Annotated in this window: 20 protein-coding genes; 14 read left to right on the forward strand and 6 right to left on the reverse strand. The window is 33.4% G+C overall.

All coding sequences use genetic code 11. The annotated features are described in order from the left end of the window. Window positions 1-103: 103 nt before the first annotated feature. The 4 genes from NQ499_RS04605 to NQ499_RS04620 are packed head-to-tail and all read left to right on the forward strand — an operon-like array spanning window position 104 to window position 3,524. A complete protein-coding gene (locus NQ499_RS04605) occupies window positions 104-988 on the forward strand; it encodes a LysR family transcriptional regulator (protein ID WP_006505572.1) in 885 nt (294 codons plus the stop codon). A gap of 10 nt (window positions 989-998) precedes the next feature. Continuing rightward, entirely contained in the window at window positions 999-1,682 is a 684-nt protein-coding gene (locus NQ499_RS04610; RefSeq protein WP_040389844.1) for a prepilin peptidase, read from the forward strand. A 28-nt stretch (window positions 1,683-1,710) separates the two neighbouring features. After that, window positions 1,711-3,021 carry a replication-associated recombination protein A gene (locus NQ499_RS04615; protein ID WP_006505574.1) on the forward strand — a complete coding sequence of 437 codons (1,311 nt, stop codon included), beginning with the start codon at window positions 1,711-1,713 and terminating at the stop codon, window positions 3,019-3,021. Further along, window positions 3,018-3,524 (forward strand): NAD(+) diphosphatase, encoded by a 507-nt coding sequence (locus NQ499_RS04620; RefSeq protein WP_006505575.1) that lies wholly within the window; start codon window positions 3,018-3,020, stop codon window positions 3,522-3,524. The genes NQ499_RS04615 and NQ499_RS04620 overlap by 4 nt, the downstream gene beginning before the upstream one ends. 7 nt (window positions 3,525-3,531) lie before the next feature. On the opposite strand, the gene NQ499_RS04625 is transcribed toward NQ499_RS04620, so the two are convergent. The 3 genes from NQ499_RS04625 to ppk1 are packed head-to-tail and all read right to left on the reverse strand — an operon-like array spanning window position 3,532 to window position 7,389. Then, a complete protein-coding gene (locus NQ499_RS04625; protein WP_006505576.1) occupies window positions 3,532-4,221 on the reverse strand; it encodes an RsiV family protein in 690 nt (229 codons plus the stop codon). 50 nt (window positions 4,222-4,271) lie between these two features. Further along, window positions 4,272-5,339 (reverse strand): 6-phosphofructokinase, encoded by a 1,068-nt coding sequence (locus tag NQ499_RS04630; protein WP_006505577.1) that lies wholly within the window; start codon window positions 5,337-5,339, stop codon window positions 4,272-4,274. A 1-nt stretch (window position 5,340) separates the two neighbouring features. After that, window positions 5,341-7,389: a polyphosphate kinase 1 gene (gene ppk1, locus NQ499_RS04635; protein ID WP_006505578.1), complete on the reverse strand. Its 2,049-nt coding sequence runs from the start codon at window positions 7,387-7,389 to the stop codon at window positions 5,341-5,343. A gap of 247 nt (window positions 7,390-7,636) precedes the next feature. Between ppk1 and NQ499_RS04640 the strand changes: the two genes are divergently transcribed. The 7 genes from NQ499_RS04640 to NQ499_RS04670 all read left to right on the forward strand — a co-directional run bounded on the left by NQ499_RS04640 (window position 7,637) and on the right by NQ499_RS04670 (window position 15,554). Next, window positions 7,637-9,076 carry a radical SAM protein gene (locus tag NQ499_RS04640; RefSeq protein ID WP_040389845.1) on the forward strand — a complete coding sequence of 480 codons (1,440 nt, stop codon included), beginning with the start codon at window positions 7,637-7,639 and terminating at the stop codon, window positions 9,074-9,076. Between the two features lie 115 nt (window positions 9,077-9,191). Then, on the forward strand, window positions 9,192-10,520 hold the full coding sequence (locus NQ499_RS04645; protein WP_006505580.1) for an MATE family efflux transporter: 1,329 nt from the start codon (window positions 9,192-9,194) through the stop codon (window positions 10,518-10,520). Between the two features lie 9 nt (window positions 10,521-10,529). Next, on the forward strand, window positions 10,530-11,006 hold the full coding sequence (locus NQ499_RS04650; protein WP_006505581.1) for a flavodoxin: 477 nt from the start codon (window positions 10,530-10,532) through the stop codon (window positions 11,004-11,006). Between the two features lie 50 nt (window positions 11,007-11,056). Next, complete coding sequence (locus NQ499_RS04655; RefSeq protein WP_006505582.1) at window positions 11,057-11,743, forward strand: response regulator transcription factor; 687 nt, start codon at window positions 11,057-11,059, stop codon at window positions 11,741-11,743. Further along, window positions 11,727-12,701 (forward strand): sensor histidine kinase, encoded by a 975-nt coding sequence (locus NQ499_RS04660; RefSeq protein ID WP_006505583.1) that lies wholly within the window; start codon window positions 11,727-11,729, stop codon window positions 12,699-12,701. The genes NQ499_RS04655 and NQ499_RS04660 overlap by 17 nt, the downstream gene beginning before the upstream one ends. A 103-nt stretch (window positions 12,702-12,804) precedes the next feature. Continuing rightward, complete coding sequence (locus NQ499_RS04665) at window positions 12,805-13,563, forward strand: ABC transporter ATP-binding protein (RefSeq protein ID WP_006505584.1); 759 nt, start codon at window positions 12,805-12,807, stop codon at window positions 13,561-13,563. A 2-nt stretch (window positions 13,564-13,565) separates the two neighbouring features. Next, window positions 13,566-15,554 (forward strand): ABC transporter permease, encoded by a 1,989-nt coding sequence (locus NQ499_RS04670; RefSeq protein ID WP_006505585.1) that lies wholly within the window; start codon window positions 13,566-13,568, stop codon window positions 15,552-15,554. Window positions 15,555-15,575: 21 nt separating this feature from the next. Here the strand turns inward: NQ499_RS04670 and NQ499_RS04675 are convergent, their stop codons facing one another. Together NQ499_RS04675 and NQ499_RS04680 are read right to left on the reverse strand one after the other, a co-directional pair. Continuing rightward, window positions 15,576-16,562 carry an asparaginase gene (locus tag NQ499_RS04675; protein WP_006505586.1) on the reverse strand — a complete coding sequence of 329 codons (987 nt, stop codon included), beginning with the start codon at window positions 16,560-16,562 and terminating at the stop codon, window positions 15,576-15,578. A 58-nt stretch (window positions 16,563-16,620) separates the two neighbouring features. Next, window positions 16,621-17,253: a Crp/Fnr family transcriptional regulator gene (locus NQ499_RS04680; RefSeq protein WP_006505587.1), complete on the reverse strand. Its 633-nt coding sequence runs from the start codon at window positions 17,251-17,253 to the stop codon at window positions 16,621-16,623. Between the two features lie 70 nt (window positions 17,254-17,323). Between NQ499_RS04680 and NQ499_RS04685 the strand changes: the two genes are divergently transcribed. Genes NQ499_RS04685 through NQ499_RS04695 form a run of 3 tightly spaced genes read left to right on the forward strand, consistent with a single transcriptional unit; the run spans window position 17,324 to window position 19,284 of the window. Then, complete coding sequence (locus NQ499_RS04685; protein ID WP_155812637.1) at window positions 17,324-18,166, forward strand: YitT family protein; 843 nt, start codon at window positions 17,324-17,326, stop codon at window positions 18,164-18,166. Window positions 18,167-18,216: 50 nt separating this feature from the next. Continuing rightward, on the forward strand, window positions 18,217-18,702 hold the full coding sequence (locus tag NQ499_RS04690; RefSeq protein ID WP_006505589.1) for an HD domain-containing protein: 486 nt from the start codon (window positions 18,217-18,219) through the stop codon (window positions 18,700-18,702). Window positions 18,703-18,732: 30 nt separating this feature from the next. Next, window positions 18,733-19,284: an SOS response-associated peptidase gene (locus tag NQ499_RS04695; RefSeq protein ID WP_259848617.1), complete on the forward strand. Its 552-nt coding sequence runs from the start codon at window positions 18,733-18,735 to the stop codon at window positions 19,282-19,284. Here the strand turns inward: NQ499_RS04695 and NQ499_RS04700 are convergent. Next, entirely contained in the window at window positions 19,255-19,722 is a 468-nt protein-coding gene (locus NQ499_RS04700) for a YbaK/EbsC family protein (protein ID WP_040389846.1), read from the reverse strand. The two genes, NQ499_RS04695 and NQ499_RS04700, sit on opposite strands and share 30 nt — an antisense overlap. Between the last annotated feature and the right edge of the window lie 9 nt (window positions 19,723-19,731).

Below are 19,731 nucleotides of genomic sequence, written 5' to 3' on the forward strand. Positions count from 1 at the left end.
TCCATTGTAAATTTAAATCAAATGCATTATACTGAATGAACAGAAATATGTAAAAAGTATTTTTGATATACTGATGATATGATTATTATATGGGAGGACGCTTATGGCAAACTATGATTATTACAGAATATTCTACTATGTAGCACAATACCAGAGCTTCACAAAGGCAGCAGAAATGTTAAGGAACAACCAGCCTAATATCACCCGTTATATCAATAACTTAGAAAGCGAATTAGGCTGTAAGCTTTTTATTCGTTCAAATAGAGGTGTTAAATTAACACCTGAGGGAGAAAACTTATTTGAACATGTTGCCATTGCTCAGGAACATTTAAGACTAGGAGAAAGTGAACTACAAAAAGAAAAAGAATTAAATAGTGGTTTAATTACTTTAGGTGTCAGTGAGAATGCATTACGTATATTCCTTTTAGATCATCTGGAACGTTTCCATGAACAATATCCACATGTACGCCTGCGTATCACTAACCATACTACACCAGAAGCATTAGAATCATTAAGAAATGATTTATGTGACTTCTCTGTTGTTACAACACCAATAGACTTACCACATTTATTACAGGTCTCAGTACTTGATCATTTTGAAGATATTCTCATTTGTGGGAAGAAGTATAAGGAATTCTCATTAAAACATCATTCTTTAGATGAATTCAAAGACACACCTTTTATATCTCTTACAAGTCAGACGGGAACAAGAAACTTTTATAATCAATATTTCTTAGATAATGGCGTTTCTTTCCATCCTGATATAGAAGTCTCTACAACTGATCAGATTATCCCTCTTATTGTTCATAATTTAGGTATTGCATTCTATCCTAGAAAGCTAGCCCAACAATACTTAGATAAGGGAGAAGTCTATGAAATCCCGTTGTTTCAATCATTACCACATCGTAAGGTCTGCTTAGTGAAGGATCCTAATAAATCACAAAGCATCGCTTCTAGTAAACTGATTGAATCACTTACACATCGTTAAGGAGGACATTATGCCACTACTTATATTTATGATAGGTACTTGTTTTGGCAGTTTTATATCTTGTATGTCACATCGTTATATGACTCATGAATCAATACTCGGAAGAAGTCATTGTGATTATTGTGGCCATACATTACATGTATTCGATTTAATTCCAGGATTATCTTATATATTACTTAAAGGGCAATGTCGTTATTGTCATCATAAACTCAATAAGAGTCTGCTTGTTCATGAATTGACTGCAGGCTTTTTATTTATCTTGTTTTATATTCATGATGGATTAAGTATTCTTTATTTATCTCATATCGCGTCTCTTACATGCTTTTATATTATTTCTATTATTGACTTACATATCTATGAAATACCTGATATATACCTTCTTATTAGCTTGTTATGTAGCTTTAAGACTATATATCTCAAAGAATCTCTCATTCTCCTATTATTTCTTATACTATTTGTTTATCTATTTTATAAAATAAGTGGAAAAGAAGGACTCGGTGGGGGAGATATTAAGATGTTAGGTGTCTGCAGTCTTTCTTTAGGTATTTATCAAACATTAAGTATCTTATCCATTGCCTGTTTCTTAGGAATCATCTTCTCTTTTATAAAACAAAAGAAGATGATTCCTTTTGGTCCTTTTATAGCACTTGGATGGTTAACTATATCTTTATTTGACAGTTTCTTAATCCTGTAATACTATTTTTGTCATAGGAGGTGTTCTTATGGCGTCACTTTTTGAAGAAACATTTAATGAACCTCTTCCTTCAAGACTGAGACCTGATAATTTAGATGAATTTGTTGGACAGACTCATCTAGTAGGAAAAGGAAAAATACTTAGAAGACTCATAGAAACTGATTCTATTTCTTCAATGATCTTCTGGGGACCACCAGGAGTAGGTAAAACGACACTTGCAAGAATTATTGCTTCTCATACACATTCTTCTTTTATTGATTTCTCTGCTGTGACAAGTGGTATTAAAGAAATAAGAGAAGTGATGAAGCAGGCAGAAAACAATCGTGTCTTTGGTGAAAAGACAATTTTATTTGTGGATGAAATACATCGTTTCAATAAATCCCAGCAGGATGCTTTTTTGCCTTTTGTAGAAAAAGGAAGCATTATACTTATAGGGGCCACAACTGAAAACCCATCATTTGAAATCAATGGAGCTCTTTTATCGCGTTGTAAGGTATTTGTCCTCAACGCACTTGAAGAAGAGGATATTGTTTCATTACTCAAACATGCCATTTCTAGTCCTAAGGGATTTGGAAACATGAAGATTGATATATCCGATGATTGTTTACACCTTATTGCATCTTTTAGTAATGGTGATGCAAGAAATGCGTTATCTACTTTAGAAATGGTTATTAATAATAGTGATGAGAAAGACGGAATCATACATGTTACTAAGACCATTATTGAACAATGTACACAAAAGAAATCTCTTTTATATGATAAGAAGGGTGAGGAACATTATAATCTCATTAGTGCCTTACATAAATCAATGCGTAATTCAGATCCAGATGCCGCTATATATTGGCTTGCTAGAATGTTGGAGGCAGGAGAAGATCCTCTTTATGTCGCAAGAAGAGTGATTCGTTTTGCGAGTGAAGATATTGGTTTAGCGGATCCTCGTGCTTTATCTATTGCGAATGATGCTTATACAAGCTGTCATTATATTGGTATGCCTGAATGTTCAGTGATATTAACGCAGGCTGTTGTTTATATGTCCATGGCACCTAAATCCAACTCTTTATATGTTGCCTATGAAACAGCTAAAAAAGATGCCTTAAAAGAATTATCTGAACCTGTGCCATTAGTTATTCGTAATGCACCTACAAAACTTATGAAGGAACTACATTATGGGGAAGGCTATCAATATGCTCATGATACAAAAGAGAAGATTACAAATATGCAATGTCTACCCGATTCATTAAAAGACAGGGAATACTATCTTCCAGGTACTCAAGGTGCAGAGAAACAATATAAGAATAGATTAGATGAAATTAAGAAGTGGAGAAAAGAAAATCAATGAGTTATTGTGTGAAATGTGGTCATGAATTAATAGAAAAAGAAAATGGAATAGATGGTATGGTACCTTATTGTCCAAACTGTCAGGAATTCAGATTCCCAATGTTTAATAGTGCAGTCAGTGCACTTGTACTCAATCCCAAAAAAGATAAAATCCTTCTCATTCAACAGTATGGACGTAAGGATAATATCTTAATAGCTGGATATGTCACAAAAGGAGAAAATGCGAAGCAGGCTCTTTTTAGAGAAATCAAAGAAGAAACAGGTCTTACTATTTCTTCTTATGAATTCAACGACAATGAATACTATGCACGCACTAATACATATATTAACAACTATATCGTTGTCGTAGAAGATGAATCATTTCACTGCAATGAAGAAGTAGATTATGCAAAATGGTATGATCTAAAAGATGCAATGAATATCATTAAGCCTGATTCTCTAGCTCAGGAATTACTTAGAAGATATCTCTATAAGAGAGAACACAATCTTGTTTTCACAAGATAAAAGACGACTATTTGAAGTAGTCGTCGAGTAAGTCATTTTTAATTGTGAATGTAGGGTTTCCCATATAACCGGGAGCCACTTCAAATTGATCAAAGCAGATAACAAGTTCACCTTGTTTATTAATATAGTAGCTTTGATTTTTCGAAATACCTTTAAAACGAGGATTATCATTCTTTTGACACCAATATACTTTATTGGTGTCTTTTTTCATTTCTGCTTTCATTTGTTTAAGTATCTCTTTAGAAATCACTTCTTTATAGTCACTATTCTTAAAATAAGCAGAAAGAGGGATACTCTTTCCTGTGGATTTGTTGATTGTATAATAAACGTTCTTTGTGTAACTATCTGCACGTGCTCTATTTAGCTCTAATTTAAGAGTAAATAACTGGTCTGTATTATAAACAATCTCATGATTAATAGAATAATAACTTCCGCTTTTTTCCTCTTTTGAAATAAAATTCTTAATAGTAGATGCCATCTTATGATTCACTACATCAAGTGCTTTTTGTTTATTATTATCTGCAGTTGTAATCCATGGAACATGGGATTTCTTCACATCTACAGTAAATAGGTTAGACAGAGTGAGTCTATTTGGTGTATTGGTATCTTTATTGAGTTGATGATTGATCAGTATAAGTATAGCTACAAGGACAATAAAAGAAAGTCCTATCTTTTTCCAAAATGTTAGTTTATGCATAGTATCACCTAACTCACATTATACACAAAAAAACTGTTCTTGCGAACAGTTTACTCACCAAATGAGATTCCTACAAGCTTTGCGCTTTGTACGATTTCTCCTTCAGTATCTACATATTTTAATTTACCTGCAGTAGCTTCTAATGGAATATGTGTGACATGATTTCCTTGTAATACAACATATTCTCCATAATGTTTCTTAATGATGAGTCTTGCACCTTCTACGCCAAAACGTGTAGAGATTTCACGATCATAACTATCAGGATGACCACCACGCTGTGCATGACCAATACATGATACACGAATCTCAGCATCAATTTCCTGACTTAATTCATCAGCTACTTCATAAGCTACAGAACGACCATTTCTTGCAAGTACTTTTGCTTTATAGTCTTTTCGCTTCATTAAGGCATCGGCTTCAGAAATAGCGCCTTCTGCACAGGCAATAATCGCATAGTTCTTTTCATCCTTTAATGTTTCTTTAACCTTTTTCGCAACAACTTTAATATCATATGGAATCTCCGGTAAGAGGATGACATCAGCACCTGCTGCAATACCTGCAGATAAGCAGATATGTCCTACCTTATGACCCATAACCTCAATCACAAAGACACGGCTATGACTTGCGGCTGTTGTCTTGATTTCATCTAAGTAACGTGTCGCAATCGCAGTGGCAGAAGAATAACCAAATGTATAATCTGTGCCCCAGGCATCATTATCAATTGTCTTAGGTAATGCAATTACATTTAGTCCTTCCTGTGATAACATATTAGCACTTTTAATAGAACCATTACCACCTAGTACAACTAAGCAGTCCAATTCAAGTTTCTTATAAGTATTCTTCATCGCTTTGACTTTATCAAAACCATTTTCAATAATACGCATACGTTTGAAAGGACATCTTGAATTTCCAAGAATTGAGCCACCTACGTTTAAAATATCATAAAAATCTTTAGGCTTCATTTTTTTGTATTTTTCATACATCAATCCTTTATAACCATCGATGAAGCCAATGATTTCAACATTTTTTACATTTCTATAAAGAGTTAAAGCCAACCCACGCATAGTTGCGTTAAGGGCCTGACAGTCTCCTCCGCTTGTTAAAATACCAACGCGCATATTATGCCTCCCTTATACTTTTTTTCTTAAAGAAGTATTCCTGACTATTGATCTTCTCCTGTTTATTCTTTACACGTTTATATGTACCATCATTTAATAAACGTGATGCCTTCACATTGTCATGAAGCATAATATCAAACATATTAAGAATAGTCTTCTTAATACGAGGATCATGAATTGGTGCACCCACTTCCACACGTCTTTCTAGGTTACGTGTCATTAAGTCGGCAGAAGAAATATATACATCTGGATTCTTATCGCCGAAGATATAAATACGAGAATGTTCCAAATAACGTCCGACAATAGATATAACCTGTATATTTTCTGTATAACCCTTAATACCAGGAATGATACAACAGATACCTCTTACAATTAATTGAATTTTTACACCAGCCTGACTGGCTTCTACAAGCTTTTCAATCATCTTCTTACTTGTAACTGCATTACACTTAAATCCTACATAAGCAGGTTTGCCAGCTTTCGCAAGGGCAATCTGTTCATCAATCTTTTCAAAGATTCTTGAAATCATACAATGTGGTGCAACGAATAATACATTCGCATTATGATCTGTTTCACCTAAGCATAAATGAGTAAAAAGTTCATTGGCTTCTTCACCAAAAGCATGTTCTGAAGTCATCAAACAGAAATCTGTATAAAGCTTAGAAGTCTTTTCATTATAGTTACCTGTACCAATCTGAGTGAGATACTTGATACCTTCATCAGTACGATAAGTGACAAGACATATTTTAGAGTGTACCTTTAATTCACTTAAACCATAAATAACATGACATCCAGCACTCTCTAATTGTTTAGACCAGGCAATATTGTTTTCCTCATCAAAACGTGCACGAAGTTCTACAAGAACTGTGACATCCTTGCCATTCTCTGCAGCACGAATCAGACTCTTAACGACCTTAGAATTCTTTGCCACACGATAAAGAGTCATCTTAATACTGATCACCTGTGGATCACGACTTGCTTCATCTAAGAATCTTAAGAATGGTGCCATAGATTCAAATGGATAAGAAAGCAGTATATCATGCTTTAATACCTGTTTAATCATTGGTACAGTATTTTCTACAAGTGGAGAATTACGCGCTTCTAATCGCTTATAGAATAATTCTGGATGTCTTGACTTTAAATAATCCTGTAAAGTAAATACAAATGAGAACTCTAATGGGCTCTCTACTTCAAACACCTGACTACTAGAAAGATCTAAGAAATGTTTCAACATATCCACTTCTATCTCTTCTAGGCCGGGAGACATTTCCATTCTTAAAGGAGCGAGTTTTCTTCTCTGTTTGATAAGAGTTTCCATCATTTCACGATAATCTTCATGTTCCTGTAAAGAATAATCATCCTCTTCAATATCAGCACTTCTTATAATACGAATTATAGAAGCATTCTTTACTGTTTGTCCATGAAAAATCACAGGAAGATGCTTTTTCACAATTTCTTCCGCTAAAATGAATTTACCAGGGGTGCTAGGTAGGGCGATTAATCTTTCATCAAAAGCAGCAGAACATGAAACAATCCCCATCTTTCTCTTCCCCTTTTTACTTTCTAACTGGGTAACTATATAGAGTTCACCGTTATTAAGGAAAGGGAATGGCTGTCTTTTAGAAACAACTTGTGGTGATACAAGTGGAAGCATTTCCTGGGTGAAATAATGTTCGAGAAATTTTTTATCTTCCTTATCCTTAATATCATTATAATTTACAATTTCTACACCATATTCTTTCATCTTTTCAAGATTTGATGCATAGATCTTATCTCTCTTCTTATATAAATATTTCACCTTTCTTTCACATGCTTTAATCTGTTCAGATGATGTCATATTTGTCTTATTTTCTTTTAAAGCAGGATAAAACAAAGCCTGATCAAATAAGAATCCCATACGTACTCTAAAGAATTCATCTAGGTTCGTCTGGAAAATTGAAATAAAAGTCAGACGCTCACCTAACGGCACGTTTTCATCTTTGGCCTGCATAAGAACACGGTCATTAAACTTTAACCAAGATAATTCTCGGTTATCTTTATATATATTCATAATTAATCCTCCATCTATATACTCATTATAGCGTTAATTCTAGCATTATACTAATAATAGTGGGATTTAGTTTGAATAAAGTTTACGTAAAGATAGTGTAAAATTTGTTCATTTCATATTTTTTGTAAGATATATAGTTTATTTTTTGTACAAATTTAGAAAAATGCCTAAATGAACGGTGGTCAGTTTCATTGACTTTTATCCGTAACATTCTAAAATGAGATTTAGTGAAAGAGAGGATGTTATTATGAATACATTAGATAAAGTATCACATGCAGCTGAAAGAAAAGCGATGGAAGTTGCAATTGACCATATTGTGAAAGGTTTGGATAAAGACCGTACAGGAGAATATTTGAAGCTCATTGACTTGGCTGAAAAGTTCTATGGTAAAGGATTTACTAAGGAAAACTATGATGCTGCGAGAAAGGCTGTACAGGATCCCAACAACAAATGGGTGAATTATATCAATAGTGTGATTGATGATGCTAATCCAGAATTTATCAAGAAGACAGCTTTGAATCTTGGCTATGAAGCATTCTTTAGAGGTACAAAAACAATCCGTGAAAACAGAAAGAAATACAACTGTAATATCCCTTGGTTGATTCTTTTTGACCCAACAAGTGCTTGCAATATGCATTGTAAAGGATGCTGGAGTGGTACTTATGGACATAAGAGTAACTTATCTTTTGAAGATATGGATAAGATTGTCACACAGGGTAAGGAATTAGGTGTCTATCTTTACTTATTAACTGGTGGTGAACCACTTGTAAAGAAGAAAGAAATCATTAAGCTGGCTGAGAAGCATAATGATGTAGAATTCGCAATCTTCTCAAATTCTACTTTGATTGATGACGCATTCTGTAAAGAGTTAGTTAGACTTGGTAATATTACTTTCTTATTATCTATTGAAGGAACTCCAGAAACAAATGATGCAAGACGTGGTGATGGTCATTTTGCAGCCGTTATGAAGGCTATGGATCTATTAAAGAAATATGGTATCGTCTTTGGCACATCTATCTGTTATACAAAATATAATGTAGAAGCAGTCACAAGTGATGAATTCTTTAAGATGATTACTGATAAAGGAGCTCGTTTTGGTTTCTACTTCCACTATATGCCAGTAGGAAACAATGCAGTCACTGACTTACTTCCTACAATGGAACAAAGAAAATATATGATTGATCGTATTAGATATATCCGCTCAGATAAATGTGATATTAACTTCTATCCAATGGATTTCCAGAATGATGGTGAATATGTTGGTGGATGTATTGCCGGTGGTAGAAACTACTTCCATATCAACTCTAATGGTGATGCTGAACCATGTGTATTTATTCATTATTCAAATACAAATATTCATGAAAACTCAATTCTTGAAATGTTGCAGTCACCTTTATTCATGGCTTATCATGAAGGACAGCCATTTAATGAAAATCATTTAAGACCTTGTCCAATGTTGGAAAACCCATCATTATTAAGAGAAATGGTGAAACGTACAGGTGCGCATGATACAAATATGGAATCTCCTGAAACAGCAGATCACTTATGCGATAAGTGTGAAGACTATGCAAAAGAATGGGCGCCTATTGCAGAAGAATACTGGAAGGATCATAAGCATCCACATCCTAAGTATGAAAACTATGCACCTAAGAGAATGGAAGAATTAGGATTACATAACGAAGAATAACTATGGGGCAGTAGAGATACTGCCTTTTAGTATGCAATAAAGTTATAATGCCCTCCAGTATTGGTATTTTACTTTTATATCTTTGTTATTTAGAATGGTGTCATGGAGGTAAATTATGACATTCACAAACAAGGATTTAAAAAACATGATCATCCCATTGTTCTTTGAACAATTATTAGTTATGTTAGTAGGTATTGTTGATACTTTTATTGTGAGCTTTGTGGGAGAAAGTGCGGTATCAGGGGTTTCACTTGTAAACTCATTTAATACAATTTTTATTTATTTGTTTACAGCACTTGCATCGGGTGGGGCAGTTGTGATCAGCCAATATATTGGACGTAAAGAACAAGAAGCCACTAACCGTGCTTCAGGACAGTTATTGATGTTTTCTATTGTCTTCTCATTTATATTGATGATACTTGTCTTGATTTTCAATGAATCACTTTTAAGACTCTTATTTGGTCGTGTAGAGAATTCTGTAATGCAGGCTTGTATCACCTATTTAAGGATATCAGCCTATTCTTATCCAGCTCTCGCTATTTATAATGCAGGTGCTGCTTTATATCGCTCTATGGCTAAAACATCTACAACTATGTATATTTCTATTGCATCTAACATTATTAACTGTATTGGAAACTGCATAGGTGTCTTTGTTTTACATGCTGGTGTCGCAGGTGTTGCCTATCCTTCGCTGATTGCTAGAGTTTTTTCTGCAGTAGTGATCACATTCTTATGCTTCAATAAGACACTGACTACTTATTATGAAAAGAAGCATATATTTGTATTTGATGCTAAGATGTTGAAAAGAGTATTGAATATTGCGGTTCCTAATGGGATTGAACAAGGAATCTTTCAGTTAGTTAAAGTAGCCTTGAGTTCAGTTGTTGCTTTATTTGGTACGTATCAGATTGCAGCCAATGGTGTGGCCCAAAGTATCTGGTCACTTGCAGCCCTAGTGGGAGTTACAATGGGACCTGTCTTTATTACAGTCATAGGACAGTGCATGGGAGCAAAGGATATAGATAATGCACATTATTACTTTAAGAAGCTGATGAAGATCACAGTAATCTTCTCTATTATATGGAATATATTCATTCTTCTCATTACTCCACTATTCCTACAATATTATCAATTATCATCAGAAACTAAGCATCTAGTCTTTGTTTTGGTTATTATTCATAATATTTTTAATACAATTGCGTTCCCATTCTCTGGACCACTTTCTAATGGATTACGCGCCACTGGAGATGTTAAATATACAATGATAGTATCAATTTTGAGTACAGTCGTCGTAAGAGGAATACTTTCTATTATATTTGGTATTACATTCAATCTAGGTGTGATTGGTATTGCCTTAGCAATGTGCGCTGACTGGTCAATGCGTGCTATCATATTTCATCTTCGTTATAAATCAGATAAATGGACACAATTTAGTGTTATTTAGGAGAACTTTATGAAAGATTTAATCGTTGTATTCAGTTATTCTCATGGTAATACAATACATATTGCAAAAATGATTCAAAAGAAAACTGGGGCTGATCTAAAGGTAATAGAAACAATTCAACCTTATAGTGATGATTATGATGAAGTGGTAGATTTAGGCCTTAAAGAAGTAAAGAAAGGCTATGAACCACCTATTAAAGAAATCTCTATTGAAGGCTATGATCGTATTTTTCTAGGAACACCTACATGGTGGTATACAATGGCTCCGGCGATGAAGACATTTATTCATATGCACGATTTTAAAGGGAAAACTGTTATTCCTTTCATGACTCATGGAGGATGGCCAGGAAAAGTTATTAAGGATATGAAAAAAGAATTAAAGGATTCTATTATTCCTACATCAATAGAAGTTCAATTTGATTCCAATGGAGGAGATACTCTTATTACTTCTCTTGATACAATTGAAGAATGGATCAAACAACTATAAAGAGACATTTTGTCTCTTTTTTGTGTATAATGAACTAGAGGTGGTTATACATGCAGAAAATAATGATTGTAGAAGATGATGAAATTATTGCTTCTTCTATAAAAAAACATCTAGAAAAGTGGAATTATGATGTGTTTGTAGTCAATGATTTTGAAAATGTCTTAGAAGACTTTAGAAACTATGAACCATTACTTATATTATTAGATATCTCTCTGCCTTACTATAATGGTTATTACTGGTGTCAGGAAATAAGAAAAGAATCAGAAGTACCTATTATCTTTATTTCTTCTACAAGTGAGAATATGAATATTGTTATGGCGATGAATATGGGTGCAGATGATTTTATTAATAAGCCTTTTGACTTAACAGTACTCACGGCTAAGTTACAGGCAATACTTAGACGTACTTATTCATTTAATAAAACACAGAATGTCTTAAACTATCAATCACTCACTTTAGATTTATTAAAAGGTGTCATTAGCTATCATGAAGACTCTATAGAACTTACTAAAACAGAACTTAAAATCATGCAGATATTATTTGAACATGCCGGACAGATTGTCTCTAGAGATACAATCATGGAAGCTCTCTGGCAAAGTGAAGCGTTTGTAGATGATAATACATTAAGTGTCAATATCAATCGTTTAAGAAAGAAATTAGATGCTTTTTCTTTACCACAGCTTATTCATACAAAGAAAGGGATAGGGTATCAGTTATATTATGAAGACATACATTAAAGATCATTATCGTTTCTATCTTGTCTATTTAGTCATGATCCTCTTATTTGATTTGATCCTCTTATTATGCGATGTTTCTATTTCATTACTTTATTATCCTACCTGTCTATGTCTATTCTTTGTGATTGTTTATTTTTGCTATGACTATTACAAATATAATAACAAGATCAAAGCACTTAAGTATGCCTTGCATCTAGATCATATTTATTTGGAGAATATTCCGACTCCAGAGAACGCTTTAGAAGATTCTTATTATTCTCTTATAGAGAAGATTATCCAGGCTAATATTGTCCTTAATAATCAGAAGGATACAAGCTATCATGAACTATCTGATTATATGACACTCTGGGTTCATCAAATTAAAACACCTATCGCAGGACTAAGATTACTTATCCAATCAGGTGATTTATCTCCGAGACTACTTTCTATGCAGATATTACGTATTGAACAGTATGTGGATATGATGATGTACTATGTCAAGATGGGACATATGAATCAGGATTTGAAAATTGGTCATTATAAAATAGGGGATATAGTAAATGGAGTTGTCAAGAAACAATCCTTATTCTTTATTCATAAGAAAATATCTTTGAATCTAGAAGAACTAGATGAAGAAATAGTTACGGATGAGAAGTGGACTTCTTTTATTGTTGAACAGATTTTATCCAATGCCTTGAAGTATACTAAAGAAGGTTCTATTCATATTTATATGAAGGGTTATACATTATATATAGAAGATACAGGAATTGGTATCAAGAAAGAGGACTTGCCTCGTGTCTTTGAAAAAGGCTTTACCGGTACAAATGGACGTATTGATAAGAAGGCGAGTGGATTAGGCTTATATCTTGTTAAGAATATATGTGATACTATGGGTTATCCTATTCATATAGAATCTATAATCAACCAAGGAACTACTGTTTCCATTTGTTTTGAGAAAAAACCTCTAAAGGTAGAGTAACTTACAAAATTGTAAGATTAGAGACTTATTCTGTAAGGTGAATCAATGGCAGATATGTTTCAAAATAATTAAACTATAGTTGTAACGAAGGAGGAAAACATATATGTCATTATTAGAAGTTAAAAACTTAAAAAAAGTTTATACAACGCGTTTTTCATCTCAGCAGGTCACTGCTCTGTCTAATGTCTCTTTTTCAGTAGAAGAAGGGGAATATGTAGCGATTATGGGTGAATCAGGAAGTGGTAAGACAACACTTTTAAATATCTTAGCATCTCTAGATACACCAACAAGTGGAGAAGTGTTACTTAATGGAGAAGATATTACTAAAATCAGTGAAAAGCATATTTCACAGTTTAGAAGAAAGAATCTTGGTTTTGTATTTCAGGATTTCAACTTATTAGATACATTCTCTTTACGTGATAATATCTTTTTACCTTTAGTTTTATCTAAAGAAAACTATGATGTGATGGAAACTAAATTGAATCACTTAGCACCACAGCTAGGTATTGAATCACTACTGGATAAATACCCTTATGAAGTATCAGGAGGACAGAAACAAAGAGCTGCTGTTGCAAGAGCTTTAATTACCCATCCTCAGATTATCTTAGCTGATGAACCAACAGGTGCCTTAGATTCTAAATCTACAGATGATTTATTAAATATCTTTGATCATGTAAATAAAGAAGGACAGACTATTGTGATGGTTACTCATAGTACCAAAGCAGCTAGCTTTGCGAAACGTGTCTTATTTATACGTGATGGACAGGTCTATCATCAGATCTATAAAGGAGATAAGACGAACGAAGAAATGTATCAGGCAATCAGTGATACACTTACACTACTCCAGACAGGAGGTAAGTAATTATGTTTTATTTAAAACTTGCTCTGACAAATATTAAAAAGAATGGAAAAATCTATTTCCCATATCTTATTACAAGTATCTTTACTGTCATGATGTTTTATTGTGTAAAGTTCTTAGGTGGAGATAATGGCCTAAGAAAAGACAGTGAATCAGCAGCCATGATGATGAGTCTTGGCGTGTATGTTGTGATTATATTCTCAGTTATATTCTTATTATATATAAATAGCTTCCTCATGAAGAATCGTAAGAAGGAACTTGGACTCTATAATATATTAGGAATGGAAAAGCGTCATGTGATGTTGATCATCTTTATTGAAACATTGATTGTTTATTTGATTTCTTTAGGATTTGGTGTATTAACAGGTGTTCTATTTAGTAAGCTGATGATGCTTATTTTAGTGAAGATACTGGCTATTCATACATCGATTGTATTTAGTATTGATATGAATGCAATTTTGATCACAACTCTTCTCTTTAGTGTTATTTTCTTTGTTTCATTTATGATCAATGCAGCTTCTATTCGTTTCTCTAATCCAATCCAGTTATTAAAGGGTGGAATGGTTGGAGAAAAGGAACCAAAGACAAAGTGGTTGATGACTTTAATAGGTGTTATTACACTAGGTGCTGGTTATACAATTGCCTTGTCGATTGAAGATCCAATCACTGCCCTTGTCTTATTCTTTGTGGCGGTTGTACTTGTCATTATTGGAACATATGCACTCTTTACTGCAGGATCTATTGTGATTTTAAAACTATTAAAGAAGAATAAGAAGTATTACTATCAGACAAATCATTTTATCAGTGTGTCTCAGATGATGTATCGTATGAAGCAGAATGCAGTGGGACTTGCAAGTATCTGTATTTTATGTACATGTATTCTTGTCATGATTTCTTCTACATATACTCTTTATAGTGGCGTTTTTGATACTGTGAAAAAAAGTGTTCGTGCTGACTATAGTTATAAAGTAGGGAATATGGAAAAGGTGAATATGGATGAAGAAATCATCAACCTTGAAAAGGACATTAAAACATCTCTTGCTTCTAAAAATATCGGTATTTCTCGAATGGCTTCTTTAAAGTATTGTCAAGTATGGGCTTCTCAAAATGGAACAGTCTTTACTGCGCCAGGAGAAGGTGGCAATAATAAATTACTCACTATCCTAGGTATGACATTAGCTGATTACAATCGTATTTATAATCATCATGTCTCTTTAAATGATCATGAAGTCCTTTATAATTCTAATTATCATTTTAATCATGATTCAATGATGTTGAATAATCAATTGTATTCATTAAAGATGGTTAAGAATGATCCTTGGTTTGTGAAGGATGATATTGCGAATATAGATTCTGATAGTATCACATTTGTATTCAAGGATGATGCAGCTTTAAAACAGGCACTTACATTTGAACATCATTCTTCCCCTTCTTATTCTTATGAAATATTAGTGGATTATAAAGGTGGTTATTTCAATTCAAAGGCTGAAGAAGTCATGCGTAAAACAACAAAGAATTTCACTTTGAAAGTCAGTGAAAAGAATGATGGTGAAATCAGTTATTCTAATATGACTCGCTATGATAACTACCAGCTATTCAGTCAGATGTATGGTTCATTATTATTCTTAGGAATCTTTCTAGGTGTATTATTTATGATGGCAGCCGTATTGATTATGTATTATAAGCAGTTATCTGAAGGCTATGAAGATCAGAAAAGATATGAAATACTACAGAACGTAGGATTGAGTAAAAAAGAAGTTAGACAGGCTATATCTTCACAGGTATTGATTTTCTTCTTCCTTCCTCTTGTAGTGGCAGTTATTCATATGTCCGTGGCTTATAAGATGATCTTAAAGATGTTTAAGGTAATGATTCTTAATGCCCCTCAGACATTTATTACATGTACTGTTGTATCAGTAATCGTACTTACTATTCTTTATACTATTGTTTATTTCTGTACAAGTCGTACATATTATAAAATTGTGAAAAAATAAAAAAAGGCTTTCGAGCCTTTTTTAGTAGTTTAAGAAGTAATCGTTGATTACTTTTTTATCTTTTGTGATTGTGAGAGAAAGCATTAATAGAATACGTGCTTTATAAGGAGACAAGTTATTGGCACCTAGACATACATGTTTAGGATCAAAATAATCATCCTGGAAGATAATACTGTTCGTTACACGGCTCGCACGTACAAAGATAATACCCTGATCAGATAATTCTTCAATACGCTGACGCCATTCTTTAGAATAGTTTCCGCTACCTGTTCCGACAATCACAATACCTTCATTATTTTTTGCTAGAAAGTCAAGAATATCAGGAGAAGCACCTACATAGTAGTCGGCAATTGCGACATGAGCTAAATCGTTGATTGGTTTACGTGAAAAGACGGAATAAGTTGTATGTCTCTTTAATGGCTGAGAAGAGAAATAGACTTCATCATCCTTCATATAACCAAGATTGGCGAAAGCTCTCTGGTCGAAGGCATCAATCTTATAGTTGCTGATCTTCTGGATATCTCTACCGGAAAAAATAGTACTTGAGAATAAGCACATTACACCACGGCCCCAAGCTTCACTATGACTTGCAAGCATAATGGCCTGGAATAAGTTAAATGGTCCATCGGCACTTGTTGCAGTTGCAGGACGCATCGCACCAGTTAAAACAACAGGTTTTAATGTATTGACTGTTAAATTTAAGAAGTAAGATGTTTCTTCCATTGTATCAGTTCCGTGAGTGACAACAATTCCATCAATATCCTGCTGATCTGCAAGTTTATTAATATGTTCAGTTAAGAGCAACCATCTTTGATCATCAATTTCATTAGAATCAACAGAAAAGAGATTATCTAAAACAATCTCAACACGATCTCTTATATCTGGAATAGAATCCAATACTTCATCTACAGAAATTGTACCTGCTTCATAATTTGTTGTTTTACCTGCAGCACCACTTCCTGCAATTGTACCACCTGTCGCAATAATCGCAATTTTTTTCTTTTTCATAGTTTATTTACACCTCGTTAATAATTATATTTTAAACAAAACTTGAATGCAATAATCTCTATTCAGGGTGTTCTAGAATATGCTTCAATGTTTTAGAATCCGTTACAGAAACAATCCCATACTCATACTCAACAGCATTTTCTTCTTTTAATTTCTTCATAATACGTGATACCGTCACTCTATTCATATCTAAACATCCTGCAATATCTTCATGTGTATAAGGAATGGATTTTTTTCCGTTATCTGTTTCAATAAGAAGGAAATCAGCCACCTTTTGCGTACTATTATAGTTCACTAATCTTTCAATTGTATGTGTCAAATAGTTGCATGTAGAAGTCAGATGCTGAAGCATAAGGATCATGAGATCATTATTTTTCTGTAATATAGGCATCAAATCAGTAATATGACAACGGATGAATTCTGCATCAGTAATCGTGGCCATATTCGCTTTACGTACAGAATGATTTAAAAAAGAACCATCACCAAAAATACGTCCTTTCTTTAATACCTCCAAGGTAATCTGTTTCCCCTGTGAACTGCTTAAATAAGCACGTACACGACCTTTGATTAAAAGATAGATATCATTTGCATCATCACTCTCATAAAAGATGACTGTCTTTGAAGGCAAGACACAACGTTCACCTACTGATTCAAATAAATAAAAATAGTTTTCTGGAATAATGATATTCATATGTCCTCCATTGTAGCCTAGGCTACTGTATTGTCTCTTTTTATCATTATAATATTCCTGGGTGATGAAAATGAAGGAAAAGGTATTATCAATGGTAAAAATCTTGGTTGGTGTCGCTTTGACTGATATAGCACTTGGTATGATTGTATTACCACAATCCTTTGCTGCAGGAGGCGTAACAGGTTTATGTGTTATTTTAAGTAAGATGATTCCATTACCAATCTCAATTCTTGTATTAATTTGTAATGCGATATTATTTATATTAGGTTATATATTTATTGGTAAAGAATTCATTTTCAAGACATTAATTGTCAGCATTATCTTTCCATTTGGGTTAGATCTATGTCAGAAATATAATTTCTTAGCTGAAATGAGTTCTGATCCTTTAATGAGTGCTATTCTTGCAGGTATCCTCATTGGGGCAGGGGTAGGACTTGTACTTTTAGGTGATGGATCTTCTGGTGGTTTTGATATTATTGGTGTGATCTTACAGAAGTATTTCAAAGTCCCTGTTTCTATCGTTATGAATATATGTGATATTACAGTTATTTTGATTCAGGTGGCATCTAATCCCTTTATGAAGAATGTATATGGTATTCTTGCGATTATGATCTGTACTATAACAGTCAATAAAGTATTGGCATATGGTCAATCACAATGTGAAATCATGATTATGAGTCATGAATATGAAAAAATCAGAGAACGCATTTATAAAGAAATTGATGTTGGGCTCACGTTATTAAAAGCGGAAACAGGTTATTTAAGAGAAGATATGCAGGTCATTCTTGTAGTTACACAGTATAAGAAAATTGCGACAATTAAGAAAATCTCTGTAGAAATAGATCCTACTTCCTTTGTTTTTGTGAGTGATGTTCATTCAGTCATTGGAAAAGGGTATACATTATCACGTTAAGACCTACGGGTCTTTTTCTTTTTGTGCTACAATAGATATAGGTGATAAATATGTTGAATGAATTAATGATGAAGATGATTGAATTTGATTATGGAGATCCTAAGCGTATCCAGCATTTTATAAAGGTACATAGCTTCTCTCAATTAATTGGTGAAAAAGAAGGATTAGATGCACATACACTCTTTGTATTAGAAGCAGCCAGTATTTTACATGATATTGGAATACGTGTATCAGAAGAGAAATATGGCTTTCAAAATGGAAAACTGCAGGAACAGGAAGGCCCTGCACCAGCAAGAGAAATATGTACTTCTTTAGGATTTAAAGAAGATGATATAGAAAGAATATGTTTCTTGATTGCCCATCATCATACATATACTAATGTAGATGGAATGGATTATCGTATCTTGTTAGAAGCGGATTTTTTAGTCAATGCATTTGAAGGGAATGCTTCTATTGAATCTATTCAGCATGCCAAAGAGATTTTTTTTGAAACAGAAACAGGTAAGCATATATTAGATACAATGTTTAAGTCATAGTTTTTCTATGACTTTTTTTGGAGGGTTATTATGTGTGGACGTTACTATTTAGATGAACAATTGAAATATGATTTAACAAGATGGGTCATTATTCCTGATGGACATATATTTCCTTATGGAGATATTCATCCAGGAGAGGAGGGCTTTATTATTTTGAAGGGTCATTATGGAGACTATAAGACATGGGGTTATCCATTAAATCAAAAACGTGTTTTTAACGCACGTATAGAAACAGTATTAGAAAAGAAGATGTTTAAAGAAGATGCAGTAAAAAGAAGATGTATTATTCCAATCAGTGGTTTCTATGAATGGGATAGAGCGCATGCGCAATATCGCTTTACTAATAATCATATTCTTTATCTTGCAGGCATCTATCATGATAATTGTTTTACAATACTTACAAAAGAAGCCGAAGACATCATGTCAGGAATTCATTCAAGAATGCCTGTCATTGTTTCTTTTGAAGATATAGATTTATGGCTTAATGAAGGAAGAGTATACAAAAAAACCAAAGACTCTTTAGAAGTCCTTGGTTCTCATAAACAAATGTCATTAGATGATATCAGTGACATCAATCCATGATTCCTGGTGGGCGTATTTTTCTAGTTCTGGAATAGTGAGCTTAATAGCACTATTAGGGCTGCCACATGCTGGATAAACATGATCAAAACGTTCTAGAGACTCATCAAGATAGACTTTAATACCTTCTTTTAATCCAAAAGGATAAACACCACCTATTGGATGACCAGTGAGAGATTCTACTTCCTCCCCATGAAGCATCTTTGCTTTCTTATGAAAGAATGATTTATATTTCTTATTGTCGATTCTTGCATCTCCGGCCATTACAATCACAATGACTTCATCCCCAACATGAAAAGACATTGTTTTCGCAATTTCCTGTTCTTTACAGCCAATAGCTTGTGCTGCAAGTTCCACAGTCGCACTTGATACAGGAAACTCTACAATATGTGTATCCATATTATATTGTTTGAAATAATTTCTAACAGAACTTAAAGACATAACAACTCC

It is taken from the genome of Catenibacterium mitsuokai (assembly GCF_025148785.1).
Classification (GTDB): Bacteria; Bacillota_I; Bacilli_A; order Erysipelotrichales; family Coprobacillaceae; genus Catenibacterium; species Catenibacterium mitsuoka.

What these genes read in the sequence shown, in the direction of transcription:
- NQ499_RS04640 (WP_040389845.1), top strand. Translation starts at nt 7,637, where the DNA reads ATGAATACATTAGATAAAGTATCACATGCAGCTGAAAGAAAAGCGATG.
- NQ499_RS04680 (WP_006505587.1), bottom strand. Translation starts at nt 17,253, where the DNA reads ATGAATATCATTATTCCAGAAAACTATTTTTATTTATTTGAATCAGTA.
- NQ499_RS04620 (WP_006505575.1), top strand. Translation starts at nt 3,018, where the DNA reads ATGAGTTATTGTGTGAAATGTGGTCATGAATTAATAGAAAAAGAAAAT.
- NQ499_RS04615 (WP_006505574.1), top strand. Translation starts at nt 1,711, where the DNA reads ATGGCGTCACTTTTTGAAGAAACATTTAATGAACCTCTTCCTTCAAGA.
- NQ499_RS04610 (WP_040389844.1), top strand. Translation starts at nt 999, where the DNA reads ATGCCACTACTTATATTTATGATAGGTACTTGTTTTGGCAGTTTTATA.
- NQ499_RS04650 (WP_006505581.1), top strand. Translation starts at nt 10,530, where the DNA reads ATGAAAGATTTAATCGTTGTATTCAGTTATTCTCATGGTAATACAATA.
- NQ499_RS04665 (WP_006505584.1), top strand. Translation starts at nt 12,805, where the DNA reads ATGTCATTATTAGAAGTTAAAAACTTAAAAAAAGTTTATACAACGCGT.
- NQ499_RS04695 (WP_259848617.1), top strand. Translation starts at nt 18,733, where the DNA reads ATGTGTGGACGTTACTATTTAGATGAACAATTGAAATATGATTTAACA.
- NQ499_RS04605 (WP_006505572.1), top strand. Translation starts at nt 104, where the DNA reads ATGGCAAACTATGATTATTACAGAATATTCTACTATGTAGCACAATAC.
- NQ499_RS04700 (WP_040389846.1), bottom strand. Translation starts at nt 19,722, where the DNA reads ATGTCTTTAAGTTCTGTTAGAAATTATTTCAAACAATATAATATGGAT.
- ppk1 (WP_006505578.1), bottom strand. Translation starts at nt 7,389, where the DNA reads ATGAATATATATAAAGATAACCGAGAATTATCTTGGTTAAAGTTTAAT.
- NQ499_RS04645 (WP_006505580.1), top strand. Translation starts at nt 9,192, where the DNA reads ATGACATTCACAAACAAGGATTTAAAAAACATGATCATCCCATTGTTC.
- NQ499_RS04625 (WP_006505576.1), bottom strand. Translation starts at nt 4,221, where the DNA reads ATGCATAAACTAACATTTTGGAAAAAGATAGGACTTTCTTTTATTGTC.
- NQ499_RS04670 (WP_006505585.1), top strand. Translation starts at nt 13,566, where the DNA reads ATGTTTTATTTAAAACTTGCTCTGACAAATATTAAAAAGAATGGAAAA.
- NQ499_RS04655 (WP_006505582.1), top strand. Translation starts at nt 11,057, where the DNA reads ATGCAGAAAATAATGATTGTAGAAGATGATGAAATTATTGCTTCTTCT.
- NQ499_RS04630 (WP_006505577.1), bottom strand. Translation starts at nt 5,339, where the DNA reads ATGCGCGTTGGTATTTTAACAAGCGGAGGAGACTGTCAGGCCCTTAAC.
- NQ499_RS04690 (WP_006505589.1), top strand. Translation starts at nt 18,217, where the DNA reads ATGTTGAATGAATTAATGATGAAGATGATTGAATTTGATTATGGAGAT.
- NQ499_RS04685 (WP_155812637.1), top strand. Translation starts at nt 17,324, where the DNA reads ATGAAGGAAAAGGTATTATCAATGGTAAAAATCTTGGTTGGTGTCGCT.
- NQ499_RS04675 (WP_006505586.1), bottom strand. Translation starts at nt 16,562, where the DNA reads ATGAAAAAGAAAAAAATTGCGATTATTGCGACAGGTGGTACAATTGCA.
- NQ499_RS04660 (WP_006505583.1), top strand. Translation starts at nt 11,727, where the DNA reads ATGAAGACATACATTAAAGATCATTATCGTTTCTATCTTGTCTATTTA.